Source organism: Flammeovirgaceae bacterium SG7u.111, assembly GCA_034044135.1.
In the GTDB taxonomy this organism is placed as follows: Bacteria; Bacteroidota; Bacteroidia; order Cytophagales; family Flammeovirgaceae.
In genome coordinates, this window is the sequence record CP139021.1 from 3752409 (window position 1) to 3777221 (window position 24813).

The window sequence follows — 24813 nt, forward strand, 5'->3', positions numbered from 1 at the left end:
TTAAACCCAGTAAGGCAACTTTTAACTACGGAGCAAACATGGCAGATTTTTCTTTTATACAAGAGGCTTTTGGAGAGGACAACGAGATGAAAAGCTTGTTTTTAAACTCCTTAAAAGTAGAATTAGAAAAGTACGAGCAGGCAATTCTTACCTCTATTCAACAGTCAAACCAAGAGATGTTTGAAGAAACCATACATAAATTTAAGCCTCAGGCAATTCAGTTGGGCGAAAACGATTTTGTTTCTTTCTTGGGCGAATGTAAAAATAAGTTCAGCACAAATAGTAGCGATGGGCTAGCAGAGAAACTGCGGATGAAATTCGACAAACTGACAACAGAAATAGCGGCGGAGATCGATAAGCTTTCTACCTGATGAGCGTGATCCATCCCTTATATGTATCGCTTAGGCATTCACTTTTAATCAAGTAGAAATACAGCCCGTTGGGCTCAGTGCCTCCATCCCAATCATTTTGGTAACTTTCGGACTGGTAAATAAGGTCTCCCCAGCGGCTGAAAATATCTATTTGAGAACCCAATAGCCACTCGTCTATTTCAAAATACTGGTTATAGGCATCGTTGTTTGGGGAAAAAGCATTCGCCATCGACAAACCATCATTCCCTATGGCCGTTAACATGATTTGCCCCTCGGCCTCTCCACACTCATTGGAAACCTTCACCCAATAATTCCCTTCGCCCATCACCACTTTTTCGGCATCAGTCGAGCCATCAAACCACTCAAACCATTCCAAATCCTCGCCAGTAGCAGTCAACGTTATTTCTTCGTTCACACAGACAACCCTATCTTTTCCCAAGTTTATTTCTTCGGGAGATTTCTTAAACGCCACTTCTATTTCATCTTCTTGGATACACCCGCCTAGCTTTGTCCTTACCTTGTACAAACCCGATTCTTTCACGGTCAAAAACTGCCCATTTTGTTCATCGCCCCAATCGTACCATTCAAACCCTTCTCCAGCATCAAGCACCAGCTCTTCATCATCGCAAATGGTCAAGTCATTCCCTAAGAACAAATCTGGCCGAGGTGTAGCTACCAAGCTAACGGTGTCGGTATATGTGCCACATGGGTTGCTGACCGTTACGGTGTATGTCCCTTCTTTTTGGGCAAATACCCCTGGAGTATTTTTGTTGAATGTGCTGTCTTCGAGCATCCCCCAGTCATATGTATCAAATTCTTGAGGCTTCAACAAGAAGCTTTCACCTTCACAAAATAGCGTATCTGGTCCCAAATCAACCGAGGTGGGGGCGAAAAACACATTGAAAGTATCGGTAGCGGAGCAGTTGTCAAAAGTGACCATTAGCGTATAAGTGCCTTCTTGTTTTACCTCCAAAAACCTATCGGTACTTCCCGTGCTCCACAAATAACTATCAAACTGAGGTCCCGGGTCTAGTACCGTAGCCCCTCCTGGGCAGAGCTTCACATTACTACCCGAATAAGTATTGTAGTTGGAAAAATAACCATACACCGAACTTAGCCCCAGTTCGTGCAAAATCCCCATGTGGAAAAACCCTTCGGTATTTGTGAGCAAATGTGCCCCCAAATTGAGCCTCTGCGTGCTCATGTCGGTAGAGCTATAATACCACACATCTCCGGTACCTGGCACAGCCCTAAAATTGAGAGTAATAGGATTGCCATCTAGCAAAAAAGAGTTTCTATTCTCTTTTTGGGTAAGAAGAACCAAGTTAAAATCTTGACTGCTAGACCGGACAAAGCCTACCTGCCCTGACCCTGTACAGTTGATTGGGGGTAAAATCGCATCACCTATTTCTCCCCTATGACCGGTAAGCTGGTACACATAAACAGGCTTATTGCTTTCTATCAAAAGCACATTGGATGACATGACAACTTGCCTACTTTCCCCTTTTCCTAAATTAATCTTCGTCGTAGAACCGTCTACCGAATACTGAGTTCCTTCGGCTACGCCCATCACCATCACTACTTCGTCATAAGCCTCTCCCCGCACAGCAATATATTCCGTTCCCAAAAAGTCAATGGGCACCAGTTGGTCACCCACCAAATCGTAATTCCCCCTGTTATAAATGGAATCATCGCTCATGGTCACGGCTATTTTTTTTGATGCTACAATGTGAGTTCCGAGCAGTTTATCATACACACTTTGCCCTTGTGCCCTTGCTGCAAAAGTTTCCCCTTTGTTGAGCATAATGGAGAAAGACTCATTTGCTACCCGCCCTCCTTCCAAATCGTTGGTGGGTATTATAGTCACCAACGTACTGTCCTCCGTTGCCACTATGTCAATGGAGTTTTTGCCCAGCTGGTTATGAAACAAGCGTTGCCCCGGTACATAAAACTCGTAACCCAAGGCATTTTCTCCTTTCAAAGGAAAAATCTCAGGATTATTGGAGTGGGAAACTTCATAATACGCCGTAATGGGCGCTAAAGAAGTTACAAAAATTCCTTTTGCATTTACCGAATTTGAAGGCGAATTCTCAATATCACTTACGAAAGAAGTAAGGTCAATCGAGCTGGTACTTTGGGAATCGAGTTCGATGATAATGGGCAGGAAATCTGGATTGGCGGGTTGGCTCACCCGCACCCTTGTAGGCTGATCAACGGTAGAAAGCCGAAGGTAAATAGGCCTGTCCCCATGAGCACTGGCAACCTCGGGGGCAACAAACCAAAATTCAGTACCAACCTGAGCACGCACCTCCATAAAAGAAAGTGCACACAAAAAAATCATTGTGAGTAGTTTTTTCATCTTCATATCAAAATTGCCAACTGATAGGCAGTTGTGTTGCTAGTAAATAAGTGTCGTCGATTTTTCCTTTGATGGAGAGGAATTAGTTTTGTAGGATTCTAAACAACTAGGCATCTAAAGATAGAGAATTAGGATTAATTACTAATAAAAAAAATATTTTCTAATTCTGAATATCAAACCGCCCCCTTTCAATTTCTACCTTCTCGCCTTTACCATTTTCAAGTTCAACTTCAAATGTACCAGACACAATCCATTCCGTCGTGTCAAACTTAGTAATTATTAATTCGCTCGAATTTGAATCTTTCAATTTATAAGCAAGCAAACATTTATCATCTATGTTAAAAAAGCATGTACTGTCTATACAAGATGAACTTTTCGAATTCCATATTTCAGAAAACTTATACACCCCTTCTGATTCAACACCCTCGACATAAAGGTTGATCCGCTCACGAGAAGAACTTCTATAGGCTGATATTTTCAATAATCCCTTCTCTTGGTAATAATGAAAATAAACATCTTTTATAAGAGGAGGCATAATATTGACTCCTCCATCAGCAATCCATTTTTTCCCATCTACCAGCATACCAAATGTACCCTTTCCTACTGTTGTTTCTTCTGGAAACTCATAACACCCTGACAAAAAACCTAACGCAGTTAGTGAAAGCACATGAATGACCAAGGGTGTGAATTTCAGTAAATTCTTCATTTCAAAAACCTTTCATTTGAACAGAATGCATTCATAAAAACAATATTCTAATTTAACTACTGAGCATGTTAATTCAAAAAAAACACAGACATGCACTTCAGTAGTTCACTATAAAAAAGCAAAAGCCCCGGTCGAAAACCGAGGCTTTTGCTTAACTTTTGATGAAAATACAAGCATCAACTCGCGATAGCTTCTTCTTCCTCTTGGAGAGGCTTGGTTTTGAGCGGCAAGTACAGCTCCGCTATCATGCAACGGGCACTTCCCCCACCCGCTTGCTCAATTGTATATAGGGGCGAATGGACTATTTTTGAATAACGGTTGATCACTTCTAACTGAGCTGGTGTAAATGCTTTATAAGCTTGCTCCGACATTGCTAAAATGCTTTCGCCCACTTGGCTGCCTATTTCCAACACATTTCCCGCAAACTGCCCCATCTGCTCCCTCGTAATCGCAATAATCTCTTTCCCCGTAGCGGCCAGGCTTTCAATTACCCGTTGCCTTTCATTTTCATTTTCGATAGACTCCAAACAAACAACAGCGTAGTGTTGGGCAACTGAAAACATCACGTTGGTATGATAAACTGGTGTTCCGTGCGCATCGGTAGAGGTAAAGCCTATGGTTTTATACCCTGTTTTTTCTTCAAACAACTTGAGCAGTTCTGGATGGGTACGTTCGGCAAAGCAGGCATAGCAAATCTTATTACACCTATCCAAAATCAAACTTCCCGTGCCTTCCAAATACATCCCATCTTCTTCATAATGGCTCATATCGACTTCTTGGCTGATAGTATATTGCGTAGCAAGCAGTTCCAAAACCCCTCTCCTTCGCTCTATCCGGCGGTTGAGCGCACACATAGGATACAAAATAACCGTCCCGTCTTCGTGGGTCGAAATCCAGTTATTAGGAAACACTGCATCGGGCTTTGCCGGCTCTTCTGTGTCAAATACCACATTTACTTCTACTCCCGCAGCTTTTAGCTTCTCTACAAAAGCATCAAATTCTTCCTTGGCTTTTTCGGTAAGTTCTTCTTGCTTTTTTTTAAGCGAAGGGTCTTGAAAAGCGTTTGTCAGAGCAGTTTGAGGGTTGAACCCAAAGCGGGCTGGGCGAACCATCAGAATGTGGGAAGTGAAACTGTTTATCATTGGCTGATTTGGGTTAAAATGGTTGTTGGGTCAATGGGCGAAAATATAGTTTAAAATGATAATTTCTACTCATTTGTTTAGAAATATTCGCTCTTTTAAAATTTCATTATTTGGAAAGGCAAATGCGATATTTTAAAAAAAGCTCAAGCTTTCCCTATAAAACATGAAATCTCAAAAATTAGCTCCTATATTTTGAAATATTCATTTTTTACAATAGTTTAAAGAACACAAACCTTATTCCATACCTAAGCCAAGCCTTAGGAGGCACATAGCTTCCATCAAGGACAAAGAATTTGCAAGACACCACGACTTGCTCGCTAATAATCTTTCAATCTAAAACCACTATCTCTATGGAAAAACTTCAGAACAACTGGCTCACCGAAGGACTGATCGATTTTGAATACAAAAAGTATTTGCTCCTCGCCTATTTGCAAAATGCCAAGAAAAAACTTTCCCAAAAAAAGCTCTATCCACTCCTTAGCGACCTGATTTTCCACTACCAAAACCTTCAAAAAATAAAGGAGAACAAACAGGTGCTCTACGAAAATTTTCCCAAGCAGATCACCAAGGCGGATTTCCAAAAGCTGAAACTTACCTACGAAAAAATAGTGGAAGACGATGAGAGCATGAAAGAGCTAGAAGACATTATTCTGTACGCCATGCCCCGCATAAAGGCCATGATGGAAAATGGGAAAGAGATTTATGAATACATAGACACAAACCTGGAGCTGACAACTGTTGGGATTTTCCCGCTCTACACCGACGAAGGGTACTTTTTTTTGGAGCAGTACAATTCAAAAACCACTTTAGTGTTCAAGTACCAAATAACAATATTCACCCAAGCCCAAGAGAAATTCAGGGGTATAAGCACCACTCACATAGAAAGCGTGAGAAGAGGCTTGGGGCAAACGTTTGAGAGCCTAAAACTTGACCTCATAAAGCGGTATAAACACCTACCAAACCCAGGTACATTTGCCGCTATCAGCAAAGTCCCCTGCCCGCTCGAAGAATCTCTCCTGCCCGTAGCCCAGCGCAAACTGGTGAGGGAAATAAGCAATTTGGCTGCTTAAAACATTCAGAAACCTCCAGCCCTTCCACGGGCAGGAGGTTTTACTTCCCCTTAAGCCTAGCCTTCGCCAACAGCTCAATTCCCTAAGAAAGATGGTTCACCCTTTCTTATATCAAAGGCGTCCATTCCCCAAAAGCCTCTCGCCCCAGCCCTGTTTGAAATAACTTTCCATAAGCAAACAGAACAAGCTAGCAGCCAAGTATTTCTAGACATAGTTTCATGTGATTGAATGTTATAAGAAGACGACAAACATCCTAAATCTCTGCACAATTACCTGAAAAAACAATTCTTTTCCCTCTCATTTGGGCGCACTTTTCCCAGTCCTGAAAAAAGGAGCTGGGAAAGCCCCGTCCCGGGCTGCCAAGGAACATGTAAAGAGTAAGTTATGGCAAAGTTGAGGAATTATTTTTTCTTTAATCAACGCAGAAAACGGAGGCAATGCAGCGCATTGGCGAGTATTTATAAGGAAGAGTAAAGGAAAAAGAAACCTCAAACTGCTATAAGTTATTTTTTACATGTTCCTAAACCTCCCCACGCACCAACCCATTTCGGTCTTGGCACTGCCCTCTTTCCTCAGTGCGCAAAAACTGCCCATAGCAAGCATCACCCCCTCAAAATCTCAATTGCCAATAGCCCGACTACAGCCGCAACCACAACCAAATACACCACCCTTTTCAACCATTTCCTCCAACTTGGCACTGGGTTTTCATCTCCAACTTTACAACACTTTTTCATAATCTATACTACTTCAGAAAAGTGGTTTATGCACTCACGGATTGGGGCGTTTCTATAAATATTACATGCCTTCGGGATTAATACAAAGTTAATGGCAAGCTTGCAAAGCACCATTAAACATCATTTTTTAATCCTCTCATTAGCACATCAGCACATTCCCCCATTAGCAAATTAACCAATCAGCGCATCAAAAAAATCAATGTATCACTTTTTTCACTTCTCCGCAGTTCAGCATCATATCCCCAAAATACGGGTTCAAGATCTCTTTTTCCAGACTGAGCCAATCAGCTCCCCTGTCATTATCCGCCATGGGGCATCGCTGCACATAAACCGTTTCGGAAAGAGGCTGGAAAGATTCTGCCAAGACTATCATCGCATTGGAAATTGGCATGAAAACCTTTCTTAATTCATCAATTTCATTGAAGTGACTCACATGAACCAAACCTTTTTTCAATTGATCAGCCTGCTCCATCCAGAGTTTATGAGCGTCACCTTCAAACAGCTTCATATCCACATTCACCAGTTCCACTTTCATTGTTCCCCCAGCCTCTTTAGCCTTGCCAAAATCATCTGCCGCTAAGGCTTTTTTCAATTCAAAATAAGACCTAAACAATGGCAAAAGGGCTGTTTTTGCATCTTCCCCAACGTCTACCTTCTCCTCCAAGCTCATCATGCTCGGTTTGCCTGCCAACTGCGCGGCGGCATCAATGCTAAACGTTCCGTTCACGGCCACTTCCTCACCCAATTGCAACCCTTTTTCAATAACAAATCCTTCCCCAAGGGTAGCTCCTAGCGATACTTCCCGCAACAAAAAACTCACACCTTGGGAAGTAGTATTTTTCACATACACCACCGACCTTTTCCCCGTCCACATCACCGCAGATTTCGGGACAACTACCTGTTGTTCCTTTCCACCAACTTCAGAAGAAACTATTCCACTGGCAAACATCTCTGGTTTAAGCTTCAGCTCTTTGTTCACTACTTCAACCCGCGCCTTGGCAACTCTTGTAACAGGATCAATACTTGGGTCTATGTAAGTTATTTCCCCTTCAAAAGTCTCACTAGTCAATGATTGAACAGTATAAGAAACCTTATCTCCTTTTTTTATCCAAGATAAATCACTTTCATACACCTCAAAAAGCACCCATACTTTTGAAAGATCCATTATTTCATAAATAGGCTGGCCAAGCTTTATATAATCACCCAAATTGACCAGCTTTTTGGAAACATAGCCCGACACATTAGCTAACACCGGGAACTTGCTTTTAGCCTTTCCAGATGATAAAATCTGATCAATTTGCACATCTGTCAATTTCCAATTTTTCAACTTTTCCTTTGCTGCATTGAAAAGCCCAGGCTGCGTATCTTTGATTTTCTGAGCCTCAAACAATTCCTCTTGGGCATTGACTAATTCTGGCGAGTAGATATAAGCAATCGCCTGCCCTTCTTTCACATAATCACCTGTAAAATTGGCAGTTAACTGTTCTATCCGCCCAGGAATATGCGAAGACTGGGTAAATACCTTTCGCTCATCTGCTTGTACTTTTCCATTTAAGCGGACAGCTTTTTCCGTATCTCCATATCCTACTACCATCGTTTGCACTTGTGCCAGCTGCATAGCAGTTGCCGACATACTCACCGCCATTGGGTCAACCTCGACATCTGTTTCACTTTCCAACGGGATCAAATCCATTCCGCAAATGGGGCAGTCTCCCGGCTCATTTTTTCTAATTTGTGGATGCATCGAACAAGTCCATTCTTGATGGTTTGATGGTTCGATGATATGATGATGCGATGATGGTTTGATGATAGAATTATTTGATGATTTGATTACCCACCCAATGACAACACCTACAAAAAGAGCGATTCCAACCAGTAGAATTTTATTTTCAAATAGTTTTTTCATGAGCTTAATTTCTTTCGTGAAGTAGAAATAATCTTTGCAAGAAGTTTCTTTATCGAAACAATTGTCGTCAAAAGCCTATCGGGATTCGGATAGCTTTTACTTTTTTCACAAAGCAAAAGCCAATACTCCGTTTCATCAGCTTCTTTCATTGCGATGATACACTTTGCAACAAAATCTTTAAGGCTATGAACATTTTGTGCTTCTCTGATATTTGCCCCAATCGATGTACCTGATTTTAAAAGTTGCCTTGCTATTACATACTTTCTTTTTTCTTCAAGCAAATCGACATATTCGATAACATCCAGTGCAAATTGAAAACTTAGATCAAGTATCTCATTTTTTTTCATGGTTACATTTTTTTATTTACCATCGAATCATCTCATCATTAAATGATTAAAAATCAGTAAATTACTTTGCTGTTATATAATCTAGCTCAGCCAAGGCTATGTGGTATTCTGCCAAAGCAGTAGCCCTCATTTTTTGATACTTCAATAGTTGCTGTTGCATTCGCAGTACCTCTTCAAAGTCCTTTCCCGAATTGCTATACGCTGAAAAGAGAAGATTCAACATTTGGTTTGAAGTCTGGATCTGCTGGGTGTAAAGCGTGATAAAATCCGCCTGCTTTTGAATCTCGAACCAAACCATGTCATAGGAACTGGAAAGGCGGTCGGACATATCTTCTTTTTGCAAAGCAAAAGACTCTTGCATGAGTTGAGCTTCTCTCTTCGCAGCTCTGTTCTTACCGCCATAAATAGGAAGGTTCAACGTAACCATTGGCATAAAAACATCTTTGCCATTATCTGGCAAATCAATATCTGTGCGTTGCCCAACCACCACATAATCCAAGCCTACGCCAAATTTTGGAAGTGCTTGTTTAATAGCAACTTGTTCACTTGCCTCACTTGCTTTCATTTTCAGCTCCAACTCATTTATCAAAGGATTGTCTGCCAACAAAGAATCCCTCCGATAGCCCAGTAGCAAATTTTTGACAGAAAGAGAATCCTGAACCGTAATCGGCTCGGTATCTTCCAGATGCACAAGTGCTTTGAATCGGGTTTCAAGTGGCTTTTTCTTTTGCTTCAGAATAGAAAGATTTGTGCGTGCCTCTTTCAGCATTATATCGGTCCGCAACACATCCACCATTTCCACTTTTCCATTTTGAAACTTAACTGTTGCAATGTCTTTGTAAGACGATAATACACGCAAGTTTTCCTCTTCTAATACCATCAATCTATTTAGCTCGAACAAAGGATAATAAAAAGCAGCGACCTGATAAAACAACTTATTCCTTGCCTCTAAAAACTCTTGGTATTTAGCTTCGGCAATTAAAGAAGCAGCTTCTTCCTGCGCCCTCAGCGTACCGAACCAAGGAAACATCTGCGTAAGCGAAAACTTAGACCGCTGAGGACCAACTCTTGTTTCTACGGGCGATACAAAATAGCCAAAAGAAAGATTTGGATCTGGCAAACCACCTACTTGTGCCACCTTTTCCATAGATGCTTCAAATGTTTTGTATTTGGCTTTCAAGCCGGGATTGTTCATCGCTGCCGAGTCGAGGTATGCTTCCAATGTTTGAGAATAGGAAATGGATAGAAAAAAAGTAGATATAAATAGAAGTAAAGCCGAAATACGTGGAAATAAATAGAAATAGACAGTTTTCATTTTTTAGCATTTTTCAGGGTTACAGAAATAAAATTATTGAGCTTGATTTCTAGTGGCTCATGTATTTGAGCCAGTTCATCAAACGTGTTCTGGGAAATAATTTCCCTTTCCAACATGAGTTCTGCCCAATGGTGGCAAGTTTCCGATAACGACCCTCTTGAAACATGATAAAATCGAACCTTATCTAGGTAATGGTATCGTGCATATCCTTCGGCTATATTTGCCCCAACCGAATCAGCTGATCTGATAAATTGGTCACCTATGATTTTCTTTTGCTCAAAGGTTAAGCCTGAATAAATCCCCCAAGCCAACGCAGATAATTTCCGAGAAAGCCGATAAACTTCTAAATCCTTCAAGACTATATAATTCGTGCTTTTCATAGTATTTTGACTATTTCCTTTCTTATATTTCTATATATTTCCCTATCTCCCCTTTCTGATATTTCTACCTATTTCGCTTTTTTATTTCCATTTCATTCCCCTTCTCTTAGTTCAACATCTATCCTTTTTTCCTCCCTCCAACAATACAAAACAGGAACTACGAAGTACGTAATAGCAGCTACGAGCATGCCTCCAAAAGCAGGGATAGCCATTGGTATCATAATATCTGAACCTCGCCCTTGGGAAGTGAGGATGGGCAGCAAGGCAATAATGGTAGTTGCAGAAGTCATCACTGCGGGTTTGATTCTACGCTGACCTGCTTCCACTACTGCCTCACTTATTCCCTTCAAACTGTCTGTTGTATTGCGCTTAAAACTTTGGTCCAGATAGGTCGCCATCAATACACCATCGTCGGTGGCAATTCCGAAAAGAGCTATGAACCCTACCCAAACCGCCACACTCAAATTGATGGTATGAACTTGAAACAAGTCACGGAAGTTTGTTCCAAACAAATTGAAATCACCAAACCAAGTTTGCCCATAAAGCCAGAGCATGATAAAGCCCCCGCTAAACGCCATGGCAATGCCCGTGAACACCATGAGGGAGGTAGAAATGGAGTTGAATTGGAAATAGAGGATGAGAAATACAATGACCAAAACAAGAGGGACAATGATGGATAAGCGCTTCTCCGCCCGAACTTGGTTTTCATAACTTCCAGAGAATTTATAGCTGACGCCAGCAGGTACGATCAACACTCCAGAATCAATGTTATCTTGAATTGTTTGTTGGGCTGCGTTTACCACCGTGACTTCTGAAAACCCATCTCGCTTATCAAAAAGAACATAACCCACAAGAAAGGTTTCCTCGCTCTTTATGGCTTGTGATCCTCTTATATACTCAAAATCTATTATTTGTGACAATGGAATTTGAGCACCCGTTGGTGTCGGCATCAGAATATTGCCTAGGGTTTCTGGGTCATCTCTGAGTTCTCGTGGATACCGTACCCTTACAGGAAAGCGTTCTCGACCTTCTACTGTGGAAGTTATTTTCATACCACCAATCGCCGTTTCAATAGCCTGCTGAACGTCTTCTATGTTCAAGCCATATCGAGAAATTTCATCCCTGTTTATATTGAGATGGATGTATGGCTTGCCCACAATTCTATCGGCAAACACAGCCTCTGCTTTTACAGAAGGAACTTCTTTCAGAATGTTTTCTAGCCGTAAGCCAAAATTCTCTATAGTTTTGAGATCTGGTCCGTACACCTTGATACCCATTGGGGCACGCATCCCTGTTTGAAGCATAACCAATCGGGTTTCAATTGGTTGAAGCTTTGGTGCGGAAGTGACTCCTGGCAATTTAGTGACTTTTACAATCTCATTCCAAATGTCATCAGGCGAATGGATATGGTCTCTCCAATTGCGATAATACTCGCCATTATCGTCTGCAACGAGTTCGTTTGGCTCAATACCTTTGCTTAACCCTTCTTGATTGGTTAATGAATCGCCCGAAAGTGTGATGAATCGATTGTCATTATCCACTTTAAACCTTTGCCGGTGTCCCTTCTTGTTGAGCACATACTCAGGCTTGTAATTGATGACATTTTCAAACATGGAAATAGGTGCTGGATCGAGCGCTGATTCAACTCTTCCCAACTTGCCAACTGTCAGCTCTACTTCTGGAATATTGGTCACAAGCATATCCAACTGCCCCAGCACTTTCCTATTAAACTCCATTCCCGAATGAGGCATGGATGTGGGCATCAGTAAGAAACTACCTTCATCCAAAGAAGGCATAAATTCCTTGCCTATTCCGGGGAAAGCCTCTGCCATAGTTGACCAGACCGAGGTTTCGCCAATGTTCCAACCAATCTTTTCAAACCCTCTGGAAACAAGCCCAAAAACAGTATTGAAGCCCAACCAAATATTGGTTCCTAAGAGGATAAGTAGCGTTGGGAATAGTAAAAAAGCCATTTTATTCGCCAAACACCACGTAAGGATTCTTTTGTATTGAACTTCTAAAAACCTAAAAACGCCAAGGATGAAGCCCACTAATAAGGCTACAAAAATGAAGTTAAGAGCAAAAGACTTGGAAGCGCCTAAGGGTAACCAATACGTAGCCAGCAACCAAACCACACCAAGAAGTACTGCAATTAACTCGGCGTATTTCAACAAGAATTTGATGGCAGGCAGAGTTACGCTTTTTGCTTTTACAAAACGTTTAACCAAGCCTATCAACCCAAAGAAAAGCAGTAAAACACTTGCCCAAACATGAGCGAAAAAGAGACCGATAACCCCGATCAATATCAAGCCAAAGTGACCGTATTTCTTCAGCAATTTACTTTTGACCTGAAAACCAAAAAATAGGTGGGCAAGGGTTGGTAGGATCAGCAAGGAAACCAAAAGAGCCGCCAACAGAGCAAAAGTTTTGGTAAATGCCAGTGGTCCAAAAAGCTTCCCTTCGGCAGCCTCCATAGTAAAAACAGGAATAAAACTGACAATGGTGGTTGCCACTGCCGTCAAAATAGCGGTGGCAACTTCTGAAGCACCATTATAAATAGTATCGACCAGTTTTTGACCTGGAGGTGCTTCATCAATGTGTTTGATGATATTTTCAGAGAGAATAATCCCCAAATCCACCATGGTGCCAATGGCGATGGCAATACCAGAAAGCGCCACAATATTTGCATCTACCCCAACGTAGCGCATGGCAATAAAAACCATTAGAACAGAGATAGGCAACAAACTGGATATCAGAAAAGAAGCCCTCAGGTTATACACCATCACGATAACGACCAAAATGGTGATAAGAATCTCTAAAGACAAGGCTTCTTCAAGTGTACCCAGTGTCTCATAAATGAGCTCAGAACGGTCATAAAATGGAACAATGGTCAATTGGCTTTCACGCCCATCAGGAAGGATTTTCTTCGGAAGCCCTGGGGAGATTTCCTCTATTTTATCTTTTACATTATTAATAACTTGCAAAGGATTTGCCCCATAGCGGGCAACCACTACGCCACCCACCACTTCTGCACCATCTTTGTCCAACAGTCCCCTCCGAGTGGCTGGTCCCAAGCTGACAACGGCTACATCTTTGATACGAATGGGCACATTATCCTGCACAGCCACCACAGCTTTTTCAATGTCTTCTACTTTCTTTACGTAGCCCAAACCACGCACTAAGTATTCCGCTTGGTTTATTTCGATGGTCTTCGCCCCTACGTCCTTGTTCGACTTTTGTACCGCCCTCATCACTCCTGACAAAGAAATGTTATAAGCCTTTAGCGCATCGGGATTTACATCAACCTGATATTCCTTCACAAACCCTCCAATAGAAGCCACTTCCGAAACCCCTTCGGTAGCATTTAGCCCGTATTTCACATAAAAATCTTGCACCGTACGGATCTCATGCAAATCCCAACCTCCAGTAGGATTTCCCTCTTTGTCACGTCCTTCTATGGTGTACCAATATACCTGCCCCAGTGCTGTAGCATCAGGGCCCAAAGCGGGCTGAATCCCATCGGGCAACAAGCCAGAGGGCAAGGAATTGAGTTTTTCAAGAATCCTCGATCGGGACCAATAAAACTCTACGTCTTCCGAGAAAATGATATAGATACTGGAAAACCCAAAGATGGATGAACTCCTGATTGATTTCACACCAGGAATCCCTAATAAATAGGTTGTTAACGGATAAGATATTTGATCTTCAATATCCTGTGGAGACCGTCCAGACCACTGTGTAAAAACGATTTGTTGATTCTCCCCTATGTCGGGAATAGCATCGACAGGGACAGGATCGGAAGGAAGCGCACCGACTTGCCAGCCAAACGGAGCGGTAACAATTCCCCAAGCAACAAGTCCGGTAAGAAGGAGAATAGTAACTAACTTATTCTCTAGGAAATATTTGATGATTTTATTAAGCATAATTCAGTAATAATTGAGATAAAGTGCTCCAAAACAAGCATAAAAAGATCAGGCTATCTTAAAACAAAAGGCAGCCAAAGCTCAATTATTCAATGGATTACAACAAGAAGGATTGAAAAAGGACGTAGTAGTCCTGCGCTACCGAAAGTGGTGGAGAATAAGAAGTAAATGATGTATAAGTTTCCTCAGAAGGGAAATATATTTTGAGGAAAGAATAGACAAAAGTAAGGGTGACCTTGTGATCAAAAGTAAGCTTTTGCAGCGATTGTTTGAACTCGTCTCCATTGTCAACAGAGATTACTTCATCGTCACAACAGCTCTTTTCAGAAATAGCCTCTTTTTCGCAGCCACTTGCCTTGGCAGAAGGCTCAGACATGCCGCAAGCCAACTCATGCACCCCTATAGCCAGCTCCGTCTCTACCGCTTGCCCACCGCAAAAGTGCGTGGCAAGCGTAAAGCCCATGTTGCCCATCAGGATGAGCGAAGCCAAGAATATGGAGATCAGTTGTTTCACGGTGTAAAGATAACGAGAAATGCTTTTACAAAAGCAACAAACCATGCTAAATCATACTTTAAGTGTTATTTGCTCTTTAACAATCAACCTGTTAAAGTCGTTCAATGTCGAATCCAGCTTTTTTTACTGCTTGAACCACCGCTTCTTTAAAATCACTTTTTAGATTAACCGTAAGGATTTTATCAGAGTTTTCCAAGTCAACGTCCCAACTTTCAAGATCTTCTAGTTCATTGAGATGCGGTGTTACCGTTTTTAAACATCCCTGGCAATTAATATTCGTTTTAAACTTAAAATTTTCCATTGCTAAATTATTTGATTTGTTCTTACAATTTTATTGATTTCAACCTTAAACTATTGAGCACTACCGAAACAGAACTAAGCGCCATAGCCGCTCCTGCAACCATCGGGTTTAGTAAAAAACCGTTAAAAGAATATAACACTCCTGCAGCTATGGGAATTCCGATTACATTATAGATAAATGCCCAAAATAGGTTTTGATGGATACTCTGTACCGTTTTGGTGGAAAGATGAAATGCTTTAGGGATCGATGCTAGGTCAGAAGTAATCAAAGTCATTTTTGCCACATCCATCGCTATATCTGTTCCATGCCCCATTGCTATGCTCACATCTGCTTGGGCTAGGGCTTGAGAGTCGTTAATACCATCACCCACCATTGCCACTGTTTCCCCTTTTCGTTGGAGCTCTTCAACAAAAGCTGCTTTGTCGGCAGGCAACACCTCTCCTTTGTACGCTGTGAGCCCTACTTGTTCCGATACTACTTTTGCGGTTTTGCAGTTATCCCCAGTAAGCATATACACTTTTATCCCTTTCTTTTTGAGCTTTTCAATGGCAGGTTTAGAAGTTGCTTTAATTTTATCGGCAATAGCTATAATGGTCATCACGTTTGTTTTATTGGCAAAATACACCACTGTTTTCGCTTGTTCCTGCCATTCACTTGCCTGTGATTGAAGGTCAGAGCTTACAGTGATTTTATACTCATGAATAAGTGCTAAATTCCCCACAAAGAAACTCTCCCCCGCTAAGTTATTTCCTTTTACACCTTTCCCTGTGATACTTTCAAAATAGTCAAGTGCTATGGGCTGAACCCCATCTCGTTCCAATTTCTGAACCACAGCCCCTGCCAAAGGGTGTTCCGATTGTGATTCCAATGAAAGCAGCAATCCGGCATGTCGGTAGTTATTTTTACCTTCCCAAACCATATCTGTAAGCATCGGCTTTCCCTCTGTAATCGTCCCAGTTTTGTCAAGCACAACCGCACTGACCTTATGCCCCAATTCCAAACTGATAGCATCTTTGATAAGGATATGATTTTCAGCCCCTTTGCCTATGCCAACCATAATTGCCGTGGGAGTTGCTAAACCCAATGCACAAGGGCAAGCTATAACTAGCACCGTAACAGAGGTCAAGAGGGCATGGGAAAAAGCATTTTCACCTCCAACCAACATCCAAATAACAAACGTAAGCAAGGAAACACTCATGACTATGGGCACGAAAACTCCCGCAATTTTATCAACCATTTTCTGAACTGGCGCTTTACTTCCTTGGGCTTGCTGCACCATTTTTATGATTTGAGAAAGTAAGGTTTCCTCCCCTATTTTTTCGGCAATGAACTGAAAACCTCCTTTTTGATTTACTGTTCCTGCAAAAACTTTTTCTCCTTTCACTTTTGCCACTGGCACTGGCTCGCCAGTGATCATGCTTTCATCTACATACGAACTTCCCGAAGCGACAGTACCATCCACAGGGATCTTCTCCCCAGGTCTCACCATAAGTGTAAACCCTTTTTGCACAGCTAAAATTGGCATTTCTTGTTCTTTGCCATCAAGAATTACCTTCACCGTTTTGACTTGAAGCCCCATCAGTTTCTTAAGCGCAGATGATGTGCTGGACTTTGCTTTTTCTTCCAATAATTTCCCAAAAGAAATAAAGGTAATAATCACCGTAGCAGCTTCATAGTACACATGTGGCTCAATCCCCTTGGCAAACCAAAAATCAGGAAATAATGTGTTGAAAACGCTGAAAAGAAAAGCAATACTCGTACTCAGCGCAACCAATGTGTCCATATTTGCCTTCCCATGTTTTGCTTGGTTAAGCGCATTGGTAAAAAAACTCTTTCCAAAGTAAAACAGTACCGGAACAGAAAGTCCCATGGAAACCCATTTGCCTGTCTCCCAATCCATAAAGAACATACCCAAAACAAATACGGGCAAGGTGAAAAGAGCCGCCCAAAGGGTTCTCTTTTTTACACTTTCATACTGTTTTCGTTGCAACGCTTCCTGCGTTCTTACTGGATCTTCGGTCTCAATTATGAGGTCATACCCAATTTCTCTCAACGCATTTTGTAAACCTTCTTTGGATGTAGTCTCTTCATACTCTACCAAAACCGAACTGGAAGCAAAATTCACGCTCGCCTTCAATACACCTTCCGTACTAGACAAAATAGACTCAACGCTGCTAGCGCACACCGCACAAGACATCCCTGTTACGGGAAATTGTTCTATCTTGATTTTTTTATTATCTGAAACTAAGGCATCCATAACTTTCTTTTTTAGCTATGGTACAAAGTAGGGGGATAGCCCAGAAATTAGTGTTACAGTATTTTGCGTATGTTTTATGATATTTTGATCAAATACTATCCAAGTTCCGGTGTCCAGGCTTATGCATCTTTTTAAATGCAGTGGGAGTCATACCTGTTTCCTTTTTAAATTGGGTTGAAAGATAGGCCACACTGCTATAGTCCATCTGAAATGCGATTTCGGAAAGGGTCAGCTCATTGTAAAAAAGCAATTCTTTCACTTTTTCTATCTTCTGTGCTGCAATGAATTTTTCGATAGTAACTCCTTCAACTGAAGAAAAAAGTCTGCTCATATACGAATATTCATGATGAAGCTGCTCTGCTAAAAAAGTGGAGAAATTTTCGGTCAACGCCTTTTCTTTGTGATGGACTTGCTTAATGATGAGCGTTTTTATTTTAGAAATAAGAGTAGATTTGCCCGGCTCGAGTAATTCAAACCCAAAAGCCTCTAATTTCTCTTCAAATACATTTTTTTGCTGGTCGTTCAATGTCGAATCCAGCTGCACTCGCCCCAGTTCCACCTTAAAATAAGGCACCTGCATTTCTTTCAAAACACCCTCCACTGCCAATACACACCGAGGGCAAACCATGTTTTTAATGTAAAGTATATTCTTGCTCATCATCCTTTTATTTACGCTAAAAATTCGAAACAAAAATGACAAAAACTTTAACTCTCTGGCAAAAAAAAGAGATACCTATCGTGATAGATATCTCTTTGCAACTATAATTTGTTCAACTAACCTACTCAGCTGGCTCAGCAGCCTTCTCAGCTTCGTATTTAGCGTTCAAGCCATCAATCACTTGTTGAGTGATATCAATTACGTTATTCTCAGCTCTCCAGAACACTGTACCCGGTACGTAGTTGATGATCAGGTCGTACTTTGAGTCCATGTTCATGCTGTCAAGATAAGAGTTTATATTCTCAAAAATCTCCTCGTTCAACTTTTGCTCTTCAGCCATCAAACCAGCAGAAACAGTTTGTTGGTACTGCTGCAAATCTTGCTGTTTTTTCATGAGGTCTTGCTCAGCAGCAGCAATATCGTTACGAGACATTAGACCCGCTTGCGCTCTTTGCTCAACGTTTCTAACTTCGTATTGAAGTTTAGTACCTCTTGTTTCCAACTGCTTTCTGATTTTATCACGGTTAACGTTCAGTTTTTCAGAAGCATCCTCATAAAACTTATAGTAAGTAACAAGGCTGTCGTTGTTGATATAAGCAATTTTCACACTTCCAGCAGGTGTGTCAACACTTCCTGCCGATGCTGCTTCTCCTTCACTTTTCCCACCAAATACTGTAACATAAAGAGGGATAATTGCTAGCAATACAATTGCACTAAGTATAATTGGTAAATTTTTCACTTTAGTTTTCTTTTATTTTCAATATGATAAAATGTGAACAACATAAGTTGTACTAATGATGTAGTACAATATGCAAATCTAATATATTTTCCTCTATTCTTTAAAGGAGGTTGATACCTGTATAGTTAAATGGGCTCACCTTTTTGAGTTCAGCCTTTATTTCTTCCGAAACATTTAGGGTCTCAATGAACTCATGTATGGTTTTCTCCGTCATTTTCTCGTTTTTCCTCGTCAAGTTTTTCAAGGCCTCATAAGGTTTAGGATATCCTTCCCTTCTCAAAATAGTCTGGATAGCCTCTGCAACTACCGCCCAGTTTTCTTCTAGGTCATGGGCAAACTGTGCCTCGTTTATTTGTAACTTGCCCAGCCCTTTTTGCAAAGACTTGATGGCGATGAGTAAATGTGCATACGGAGAGCCAATGTTCCTCAAAACGGTTGAATCTGTCAAATCTCGTTGAAGCCTAGAGATAGGAAGCTTCGCCGAAAGGTGCTCGAAAATAGCGATGGCAAGTCCCAAATTCCCTTCTGCATTTTCAAAGTCGATTGGGTTTACTTTATGGGGCATAGCCGAAGAACCCACTTCGTTTTTGTTAATTTTCTGTTTGAAATACCTCATGGCAACATATTGCCACACATCCCTGCTAAGGTCGATTAGAATGGTAGAGATACGTTTCAAGTTATCGAACCTTGCTGCTAGATAGTCGTAGTTTTCAATTTGGGTGGTAAGCCTTGAGCGCTTTAGCCCTAAGCTATCTTTCAAAAAAGCATTGCCAAATTCTTCCCAGTTTACTTCTGGGTAAGCCACAAAATGAGCATTGAAGTTACCTGTAGCGCCACCAAACTTGCCTGGGTAAGGAATTTCCGCCAAGGTTTTCAATTGCTCTTCTAGGCGATAAACAAATACCCCTATTTCTTTTCCTAGCCTAGTAGGCGAAGCAGGCTGCCCGTGCGTATACGCCAACATCGAAATATTTTTCCAGTCGGAAGCCAAGCCTGACAAGGTTTTTACTAATTCTGCCAACGCAGGATTTATCACATCTTCAGAAGCCTTTTTCATGCTCAAAGGCACCGATGTATTATTGATATCTTGAGATGTTAGGCCAAAGTGGATAAACTCTGAATAACCTGGGATATCTAGCTCCTCAAACTTTTCTTTGATGAAATATTCAACCGATTTCACATCGTGGTTGGTCACTTTTTCGTGCGCCTTCACTTTTTCAGCATCTTCCAAGGTAAAGTTTTCATAAATAGCCCTTAGGGGATGGTAAACCGACTTATCGATGTGCTGGAGCTGTGGAAGTGGAACTTCGCAAAGCGCAATAAAATATTCGATTTCGACCAATACTCTGTAACGAATAAGGGCAAATTCTGAAAAATAAGCTCCTAGCTCATTGGTTTTGTTCTGGTAACGTCCATCAATTGGAGAGATAGCGGTAAGCGCGTTGAGTTCCATTTCTTTTTTGTTCAAACTGAAATTTTGATTTAAAAGCCCTCGGCAATTTCCTAAAGTCAAAGGCGAGCTTTGGGTAAAAAATAAAAAAGTCTGGGGTTGCCAGACTCTAATTTTCCACAAAAATACGAAGACTCATTGAATATTTGAGACTAGAGTTTGTTTAAAATCATGTTAATCGATAAAAAAGCGTTTCTATTCGTCCTCCACCCCAAAAAGCCTCTCTATAAAATTCCGTTGCTCACCCCAATAGCTGTGCTGATAGGTCGCAATCGCATTTATTTTTCTGTAGAATGAGTTTTCTACCTCAGAGCCTCTCGCATTTTTAACCGACCCAATCAACTCTTCCTTGTTGCCATTTTCAAGAGCTGAATAATGGAATTCATGCCCTTTTATTTCCAAATCTCCCACTTTAAATTCCCTATAACCCAAATGAAGCTTAGGTTTTTTCATGGAAGTGCTAAACCCAAAAACATCCGCCATTTCATGCTTCTCTCCTTCCCCATCTTCTATTTCTTTTCCCATATACATAAGCCCTCCGCATTCTGCCAAAAGCTTTCCTCCATTCTCACAAAAGGCACGAACCGAAGCCAACATCGTTTTATTTGCAGCCAACTCTTTTACATACAGCTCTGGGTAGCCCCCCGCCAAGTACACCAAATCGGCAGCAGGAAGCTTTTCGTCTTTTAAAGGACTGAAAAAAGTGACTTCCCCAAGCTCTTCAAAAGCATCTAGGTTTTCTTTGTAAAAGAAATAAAAGGCTGCATCCTGAGCGATGACAATTCTAAAAGAGGACTTTTTATCTCTTTTAACTAACGTTACTTCAGGCGTTGGTAGCTCGACCTGTGTAACGGCAAGCAAGCGGTCGATATCCACCGTTTTTTCGATATGGGCAGCGGCTTTTTCAAAAAGAGATTCATATTCAGCCTTTCTTTGGGTATCCAAGCCCAAATGACGCGAAGGGATATTTAGTTCTGAGTTTGGAGGAACATAGCCAAGAGCCTCTACGCCTACATCTTCGCAAGCAGCTTTCAAAAAATTGTAATGACTTTCAGACTTTACAAAATTGAAGACCACCCCTACCAAATTGAGATCGGGATGAAAGTTTTTGAAACCATAGATAATAGGCGCAGCAGAATAAGCCATGGCTCTGGCATCCATCACCAGTACTACCGGCAGCCCTAACCATAATGAAATCTCGGCACTGCTACCGTTCATGCGCTCAGCTCCATCGAACAAGCCCATCACGCCTTCGGCTATGGCAACATCGGCAGAGGAACTATACTTGCCCAGCAAATGCTCCAAGTGTTTCTTGCTCGACATGTAACCATCGAGGTTGATGCTTGTTCGCCTGGCTGCCCTTGAATGATGGATAGTATCCAAATAATCAGGGCCACATTTGAACGGCTGAACTTCCAGCCCTTTATTTTTTAGAAGGCGGAGCAAGCCTAGGGTAAAAGTAGTTTTACCAGAGTTACTTGATGGCGCAGCCACCAAAAAAGCAGGTTTTGTCATGTGTTTAGTTCAAATCAGGTTTGCCTTTTCCAACTAATTATTGATGGAAAACCATGATTGGCAACTGAGCCAAAAGGGTCATTTTTTTACTTAGGCTTTCGTGGAAAAGGTTATAAAAAAAGTTATGGTGATACGTAAGCATCGCCAGCAAATCTACATCTTTCTTTCTAATATATTCCTTCAGCGCTTCCTCTACTCCTGAACCTTTTACTTGCTTAAACTTCACATCCACCGAAGTCCCAAATTGCTTGGAAATACTTGCTCGGAAATCTTTAATCAAGTTCACGTCTTCAACAATAGAACCGTGGGCTACATGTAAAACGGTCACCCTTGCTCCTACATGCTGGGCATATCCTACCAATTGCATTATGCTAGCCTTTTCACCTTTCTTATGCTCACTTGCAAATACAATATGCTTCTGGACAGTATCATAATAATCTGAAGGAACAGAAAGAATTGGGATATCACAATCTTCCATAATGTTGCTTGTGTTGCTTCCAAACAGATAGTCCCCTAGGCCAGAAGTACCATCTGTCCCCATCACCAGCAGGTCGTACTCTTTTTTAGTAGCAATTTTTACAATATCATCCATCTCGGCTTTCCTCACCAAAGCATCACAGCTTATACCAAAAGATTTTTCTGTCTCCTCACAAATATTTTCAATTTGAGCAATGGCTGCCGCTTTGGTTTGAAGCATTTCATCTGTAGCAAAATCTTCGGTTTCCATAGCTGGCAAACCAGGTTCTAAATGGAGCAAGGTTAAGAAACCATTGGTTTTTTGGATGATATTCGCAGCAAAGTTGATAGCATTCAACGACGCTTCACCGAGATCTATAGGGCATATGATTCTCATGGTTGTAGAGTTAAGGTAAAAAATGGAGTTACGTTTACTTACTTCAATATAAGGAACACCTACTTCCAAAACAATTAAAGTTGGTACTCGGTTGGGTATCGCAAAAAATCATTTTTAAACCCTAAATCTTTTGCCATACTAAAGGTTATTCCCAAACAGCTTCTTACAAAACCAATCTTTTTTCATCTAGTAGATCTAAGATAAACTGATCTCTATCATACACATCCTCTTTAAAATACACTTGCCCGTTGCTTTCCACCCCTGCTGTCCAGTAGAGCAAAAGCACGTCGAGAGGTTTGGGAAGGCGTACATTTGTCAGGTCACCTTTCGCTATCACTTTATTAATCTCTTCTTCCGACCATTTTGCATCATCTGCCAATAAATGTTTTGCCAACATAAGCGGATCTTTTACTCTTATACATCCATGGCTAAAAGCTCTTGATGCCCTAGAAAACAGGCTCTTACTTGGAGTATCATGAAGGTAGACCGAATGTGAGTTGGGAAATATGAATTTGACCCTACCCAAAGCATTATGCGGACCTGGAGTTTGAACTACTTGGTAAGGCAAGTAGTTTTTTTGCAATTGGCTAGGCGTAAGCACCGACTGCGGATATTTTTTGCCCGAATTGTCCATCAACACCATATTGTTTTTAGCTAAATAGCCAGGATCTTTCCTCATTTTGGGAATAGTTTCATTCGCCAAAATACCCGAAGGAATCGTCCAAGTAGGGTTCAAAACCAAATAGCTCATTTTACCTCTAAAAACAGGCGTTTTATGGTATGGCTTTCCTACCATTACTTCTGTTCGCCAAACCTCTTTGTTATCTTTGGTAAGAAAAAGCTCAAAACCTGCGATATTTACCAACAGAAAATCATTGCCCAAGTTACCTGTCACCCACCTTGCCCTCTCCAAATTCACCCTAATCTGATTGACACGCTGTATGGCAGTAACATTCAACGAAGCCAAAGTTCCTTTACCTACGGCGCTGTCCAGATCTAGTCCGTACACTTGCTGGAACTTCACTACTCCTTGGGCTAACTTCTTATCGAAGTAAGTAGTGGGCACATCGCTTTCCATGAGCGTATCAAGTACAAACCCTTCCACAAAAAGCCTTCTTCGCACTGCTGGAACTCGTTTATCGTCCATGCCCGGCTTCAAGGTCTCTCCATCTTCTATCTGTTGCCAACCACCTTTATCTACAATCACCCTATAGTGTTCCAACTGCTTTTTTAGATTTGTATAAACTGGTGTTTGTGGTTTAAGACCATCTAATTTTTCCGTAATACCCCCTTTTGCAATCACATCGTCCAACCTGTTAAGGGTATCTGCCCCAAAGCGTTTCTTTTCCAAGTTCCAATCAGAATCTAACGATACAGGGTCAACCTTACCATTGTAAAGATGGCTAGCGTACAACAATACCCCATCAGTTAACAAAATATCCAAAAACACAGCGTCTTTTGCCGTATTGTTTTGCCTTGACCTGTACTTCAGTATTTTTGAAAGATGATAGTCCTCAGGATTGAGCCCTTCCTTATATGCACCTTTGATAGAAGCAATTGCTTGGGCAACTGTATTTGGGTCCGTCCATGCCGGGACATATTCTCTAAAAGCATAAAAAGCGGGAATTACTTTTTTGGAAAACAAGTGAGTCCCTGCTACGGCAATAGAATCACTTTTTTCATATGCTTTCAACACACTTTTCATCTGAGCAACTAACTCATCCTGTCCCAACATTCGATCTTGTGCATGTATATTTGGAAGAATGGAAATACTAAAAAACAAGATAAAGAAAATTAATCGTTTCATAAATTTTATACAGCTTTTCACAAAAGCATTCTTCTTATATTTATTTAAATATTTCACTGATAATCAAACACTAAACTACTTAAAAAGCTTGCTTTTAATAGTGTTCTGAAGGTATGGGAAAATAGTAATTTTAAAATTCAACAGGTTAAGAAATTATGAATAATCAAAATAAAGATATTAACTTTGCACTATTGAGTAAGTCTAGCATAATAGTTTAAAAGGAATAGATATGTAGATATGGTTTGAGAATAAAACTTTTCACAACTATCTACTCCTGAATTGAGTTATTTTGTTATAATTACAATTGAGAGTCAAAAATACAATCATCAACTCTCTTAAGTGGTTTTAAAAACTAGTCTTAATTGACAGTTTAATGTAACTTAAGCAAAATGGCAATTGACTTTTTTTGTTTTTAAGCAATTCGCCAATCAAATCTACCACTCTATTTGGTTAGCAACCTTTTGGC

General features: G+C 41.0%; 20 protein-coding genes. 2 read left to right on the forward strand and 18 right to left on the reverse strand.

Features of this window, described 5'->3' with window-relative positions; genetic code table 11:
- Positions 1-38 precede the first annotated feature (38 nt).
- Entirely contained in the window at positions 39-371 is a 333-nt protein-coding gene (locus R9C00_14565) for a hypothetical protein (GenBank protein ID WPO38681.1), read from the forward strand.
- Here R9C00_14565 and R9C00_14570 read toward each other — a convergent pair.
- The 3 genes from R9C00_14570 to R9C00_14580 form a co-directional block, all read right to left on the reverse strand.
- Positions 364-2712 carry a gliding motility-associated C-terminal domain-containing protein gene (locus R9C00_14570; GenBank protein WPO38682.1) on the reverse strand — a complete coding sequence of 783 codons (2349 nt, stop codon included), beginning with the start codon at positions 2710-2712 and terminating at the stop codon, positions 364-366. The genes R9C00_14565 and R9C00_14570 overlap by 8 nt on opposite strands.
- Before the next feature lie 178 nt (positions 2713-2890).
- Positions 2891-3436, reverse strand: a complete 546-nt coding sequence (locus R9C00_14575) for a hypothetical protein (protein ID WPO38683.1) — start codon at positions 3434-3436, stop codon at positions 2891-2893.
- Positions 3437-3612: 176 nt separating this feature from the next.
- A complete protein-coding gene (locus tag R9C00_14580) occupies positions 3613-4578 on the reverse strand; it encodes an arginine deiminase-related protein (GenBank protein ID WPO38684.1) in 966 nt (321 codons plus the stop codon).
- A 350-nt stretch (positions 4579-4928) separates the two neighbouring features.
- Between R9C00_14580 and R9C00_14585 the strand changes: the two genes are divergently transcribed.
- Complete coding sequence (locus R9C00_14585) at positions 4929-5648, forward strand: hypothetical protein (protein ID WPO38685.1); 720 nt, start codon at positions 4929-4931, stop codon at positions 5646-5648.
- A gap of 602 nt (positions 5649-6250) precedes the next feature.
- On the opposite strand, the gene R9C00_14590 is transcribed toward R9C00_14585, so the two are convergent.
- The 15 genes from R9C00_14590 to R9C00_14660 form a co-directional block, all read right to left on the reverse strand.
- On the reverse strand, positions 6251-6382 hold the full coding sequence (locus R9C00_14590) for a hypothetical protein (GenBank protein WPO38686.1): 132 nt from the start codon (positions 6380-6382) through the stop codon (positions 6251-6253).
- Between the two features lie 196 nt (positions 6383-6578).
- Positions 6579-8288: an efflux RND transporter periplasmic adaptor subunit gene (locus R9C00_14595; protein WPO38687.1), complete on the reverse strand. Its 1710-nt coding sequence runs from the start codon at positions 8286-8288 to the stop codon at positions 6579-6581.
- Positions 8285-8635, reverse strand: a complete 351-nt coding sequence (locus R9C00_14600; GenBank protein WPO38688.1) for a four helix bundle protein — start codon at positions 8633-8635, stop codon at positions 8285-8287. Before R9C00_14600 ends, R9C00_14595 begins: the two co-directional genes overlap by 4 nt.
- Before the next feature lie 61 nt (positions 8636-8696).
- Positions 8697-9950 carry a TolC family protein gene (locus R9C00_14605; protein ID WPO38689.1) on the reverse strand — a complete coding sequence of 418 codons (1254 nt, stop codon included), beginning with the start codon at positions 9948-9950 and terminating at the stop codon, positions 8697-8699.
- Positions 9947-10330: a four helix bundle protein gene (locus tag R9C00_14610; protein ID WPO38690.1), complete on the reverse strand. Its 384-nt coding sequence runs from the start codon at positions 10328-10330 to the stop codon at positions 9947-9949. The genes R9C00_14605 and R9C00_14610 overlap by 4 nt, the downstream gene beginning before the upstream one ends.
- 92 nt (positions 10331-10422) lie before the next feature.
- Positions 10423-14253 carry an efflux RND transporter permease subunit gene (locus R9C00_14615; GenBank protein WPO38691.1) on the reverse strand — a complete coding sequence of 1277 codons (3831 nt, stop codon included), beginning with the start codon at positions 14251-14253 and terminating at the stop codon, positions 10423-10425.
- A 97-nt stretch (positions 14254-14350) separates the two neighbouring features.
- Positions 14351-14767, reverse strand: coding sequence for a hypothetical protein (locus R9C00_14620; protein WPO38692.1), 417 nt, complete (start codon positions 14765-14767; stop codon positions 14351-14353).
- Positions 14768-14858: 91 nt separating this feature from the next.
- A complete protein-coding gene (locus R9C00_14625) occupies positions 14859-15068 on the reverse strand; it encodes a heavy-metal-associated domain-containing protein (GenBank protein ID WPO38693.1) in 210 nt (69 codons plus the stop codon).
- Between the two features lie 22 nt (positions 15069-15090).
- Positions 15091-17325: a heavy metal translocating P-type ATPase gene (locus R9C00_14630; protein ID WPO38694.1), complete on the reverse strand. Its 2235-nt coding sequence runs from the start codon at positions 17323-17325 to the stop codon at positions 15091-15093.
- 88 nt (positions 17326-17413) lie between these two features.
- Positions 17414-17986, reverse strand: a complete 573-nt coding sequence (locus R9C00_14635; GenBank protein ID WPO38695.1) for an AraC family transcriptional regulator — start codon at positions 17984-17986, stop codon at positions 17414-17416.
- Positions 17987-18104: 118 nt separating this feature from the next.
- Positions 18105-18722 (reverse strand): OmpH family outer membrane protein, encoded by a 618-nt coding sequence (locus R9C00_14640; GenBank protein WPO38696.1) that lies wholly within the window; start codon positions 18720-18722, stop codon positions 18105-18107.
- A gap of 100 nt (positions 18723-18822) precedes the next feature.
- Positions 18823-20175, reverse strand: a complete 1353-nt coding sequence (gene purB / locus R9C00_14645) for an adenylosuccinate lyase (GenBank protein ID WPO38697.1) — start codon at positions 20173-20175, stop codon at positions 18823-18825.
- Between the two features lie 192 nt (positions 20176-20367).
- A complete protein-coding gene (locus R9C00_14650) occupies positions 20368-21687 on the reverse strand; it encodes a cobyrinate a,c-diamide synthase (GenBank protein ID WPO38698.1) in 1320 nt (439 codons plus the stop codon).
- A gap of 37 nt (positions 21688-21724) precedes the next feature.
- Complete coding sequence (locus tag R9C00_14655; protein WPO38699.1) at positions 21725-22540, reverse strand: universal stress protein; 816 nt, start codon at positions 22538-22540, stop codon at positions 21725-21727.
- Between the two features lie 163 nt (positions 22541-22703).
- Positions 22704-24347 carry a L,D-transpeptidase family protein gene (locus tag R9C00_14660; protein ID WPO38700.1) on the reverse strand — a complete coding sequence of 548 codons (1644 nt, stop codon included), beginning with the start codon at positions 24345-24347 and terminating at the stop codon, positions 22704-22706.
- Positions 24348-24813 lie beyond the last annotated feature (466 nt).

Excerpts from the sequence above, each read along its gene's own strand:
- R9C00_14625 (WPO38693.1), bottom strand. The coding sequence starts at position 15,068 with ATGGAAAATTTTAAGTTTAAAACGAATATTAATTGCCAGGGATGTTTA.
- R9C00_14605 (WPO38689.1), bottom strand. The coding sequence starts at position 9,950 with ATGAAAACTGTCTATTTCTATTTATTTCCACGTATTTCGGCTTTACTT.
- R9C00_14650 (WPO38698.1), bottom strand. The coding sequence starts at position 21,687 with ATGACAAAACCTGCTTTTTTGGTGGCTGCGCCATCAAGTAACTCTGGT.
- R9C00_14610 (WPO38690.1), bottom strand. The coding sequence starts at position 10,330 with ATGAAAAGCACGAATTATATAGTCTTGAAGGATTTAGAAGTTTATCGG.
- R9C00_14660 (WPO38700.1), bottom strand. The coding sequence starts at position 24,347 with ATGAAACGATTAATTTTCTTTATCTTGTTTTTTAGTATTTCCATTCTT.
- R9C00_14570 (WPO38682.1), bottom strand. The coding sequence starts at position 2,712 with ATGATTTTTTTGTGTGCACTTTCTTTTATGGAGGTGCGTGCTCAGGTT.
- R9C00_14600 (WPO38688.1), bottom strand. The coding sequence starts at position 8,635 with ATGAAAAAAAATGAGATACTTGATCTAAGTTTTCAATTTGCACTGGAT.
- R9C00_14590 (WPO38686.1), bottom strand. The coding sequence starts at position 6,382 with ATGAAAAAGTGTTGTAAAGTTGGAGATGAAAACCCAGTGCCAAGTTGG.
- R9C00_14655 (WPO38699.1), bottom strand. The coding sequence starts at position 22,540 with ATGAGAATCATATGCCCTATAGATCTCGGTGAAGCGTCGTTGAATGCT.
- R9C00_14630 (WPO38694.1), bottom strand. The coding sequence starts at position 17,325 with ATGGATGCCTTAGTTTCAGATAATAAAAAAATCAAGATAGAACAATTT.
- R9C00_14580 (WPO38684.1), bottom strand. The coding sequence starts at position 4,578 with ATGATAAACAGTTTCACTTCCCACATTCTGATGGTTCGCCCAGCCCGC.
- R9C00_14595 (WPO38687.1), bottom strand. The coding sequence starts at position 8,288 with ATGAAAAAACTATTTGAAAATAAAATTCTACTGGTTGGAATCGCTCTT.
- R9C00_14635 (WPO38695.1), bottom strand. The coding sequence starts at position 17,986 with ATGATGAGCAAGAATATACTTTACATTAAAAACATGGTTTGCCCTCGG.
- R9C00_14575 (WPO38683.1), bottom strand. The coding sequence starts at position 3,436 with ATGAAGAATTTACTGAAATTCACACCCTTGGTCATTCATGTGCTTTCA.
- purB (WPO38697.1), bottom strand. The coding sequence starts at position 20,175 with ATGGAACTCAACGCGCTTACCGCTATCTCTCCAATTGATGGACGTTAC.
- R9C00_14585 (WPO38685.1), top strand. The coding sequence starts at position 4,929 with ATGGAAAAACTTCAGAACAACTGGCTCACCGAAGGACTGATCGATTTT.
- R9C00_14615 (WPO38691.1), bottom strand. The coding sequence starts at position 14,253 with ATGCTTAATAAAATCATCAAATATTTCCTAGAGAATAAGTTAGTTACT.
- R9C00_14565 (WPO38681.1), top strand. The coding sequence starts at position 39 with ATGGCAGATTTTTCTTTTATACAAGAGGCTTTTGGAGAGGACAACGAG.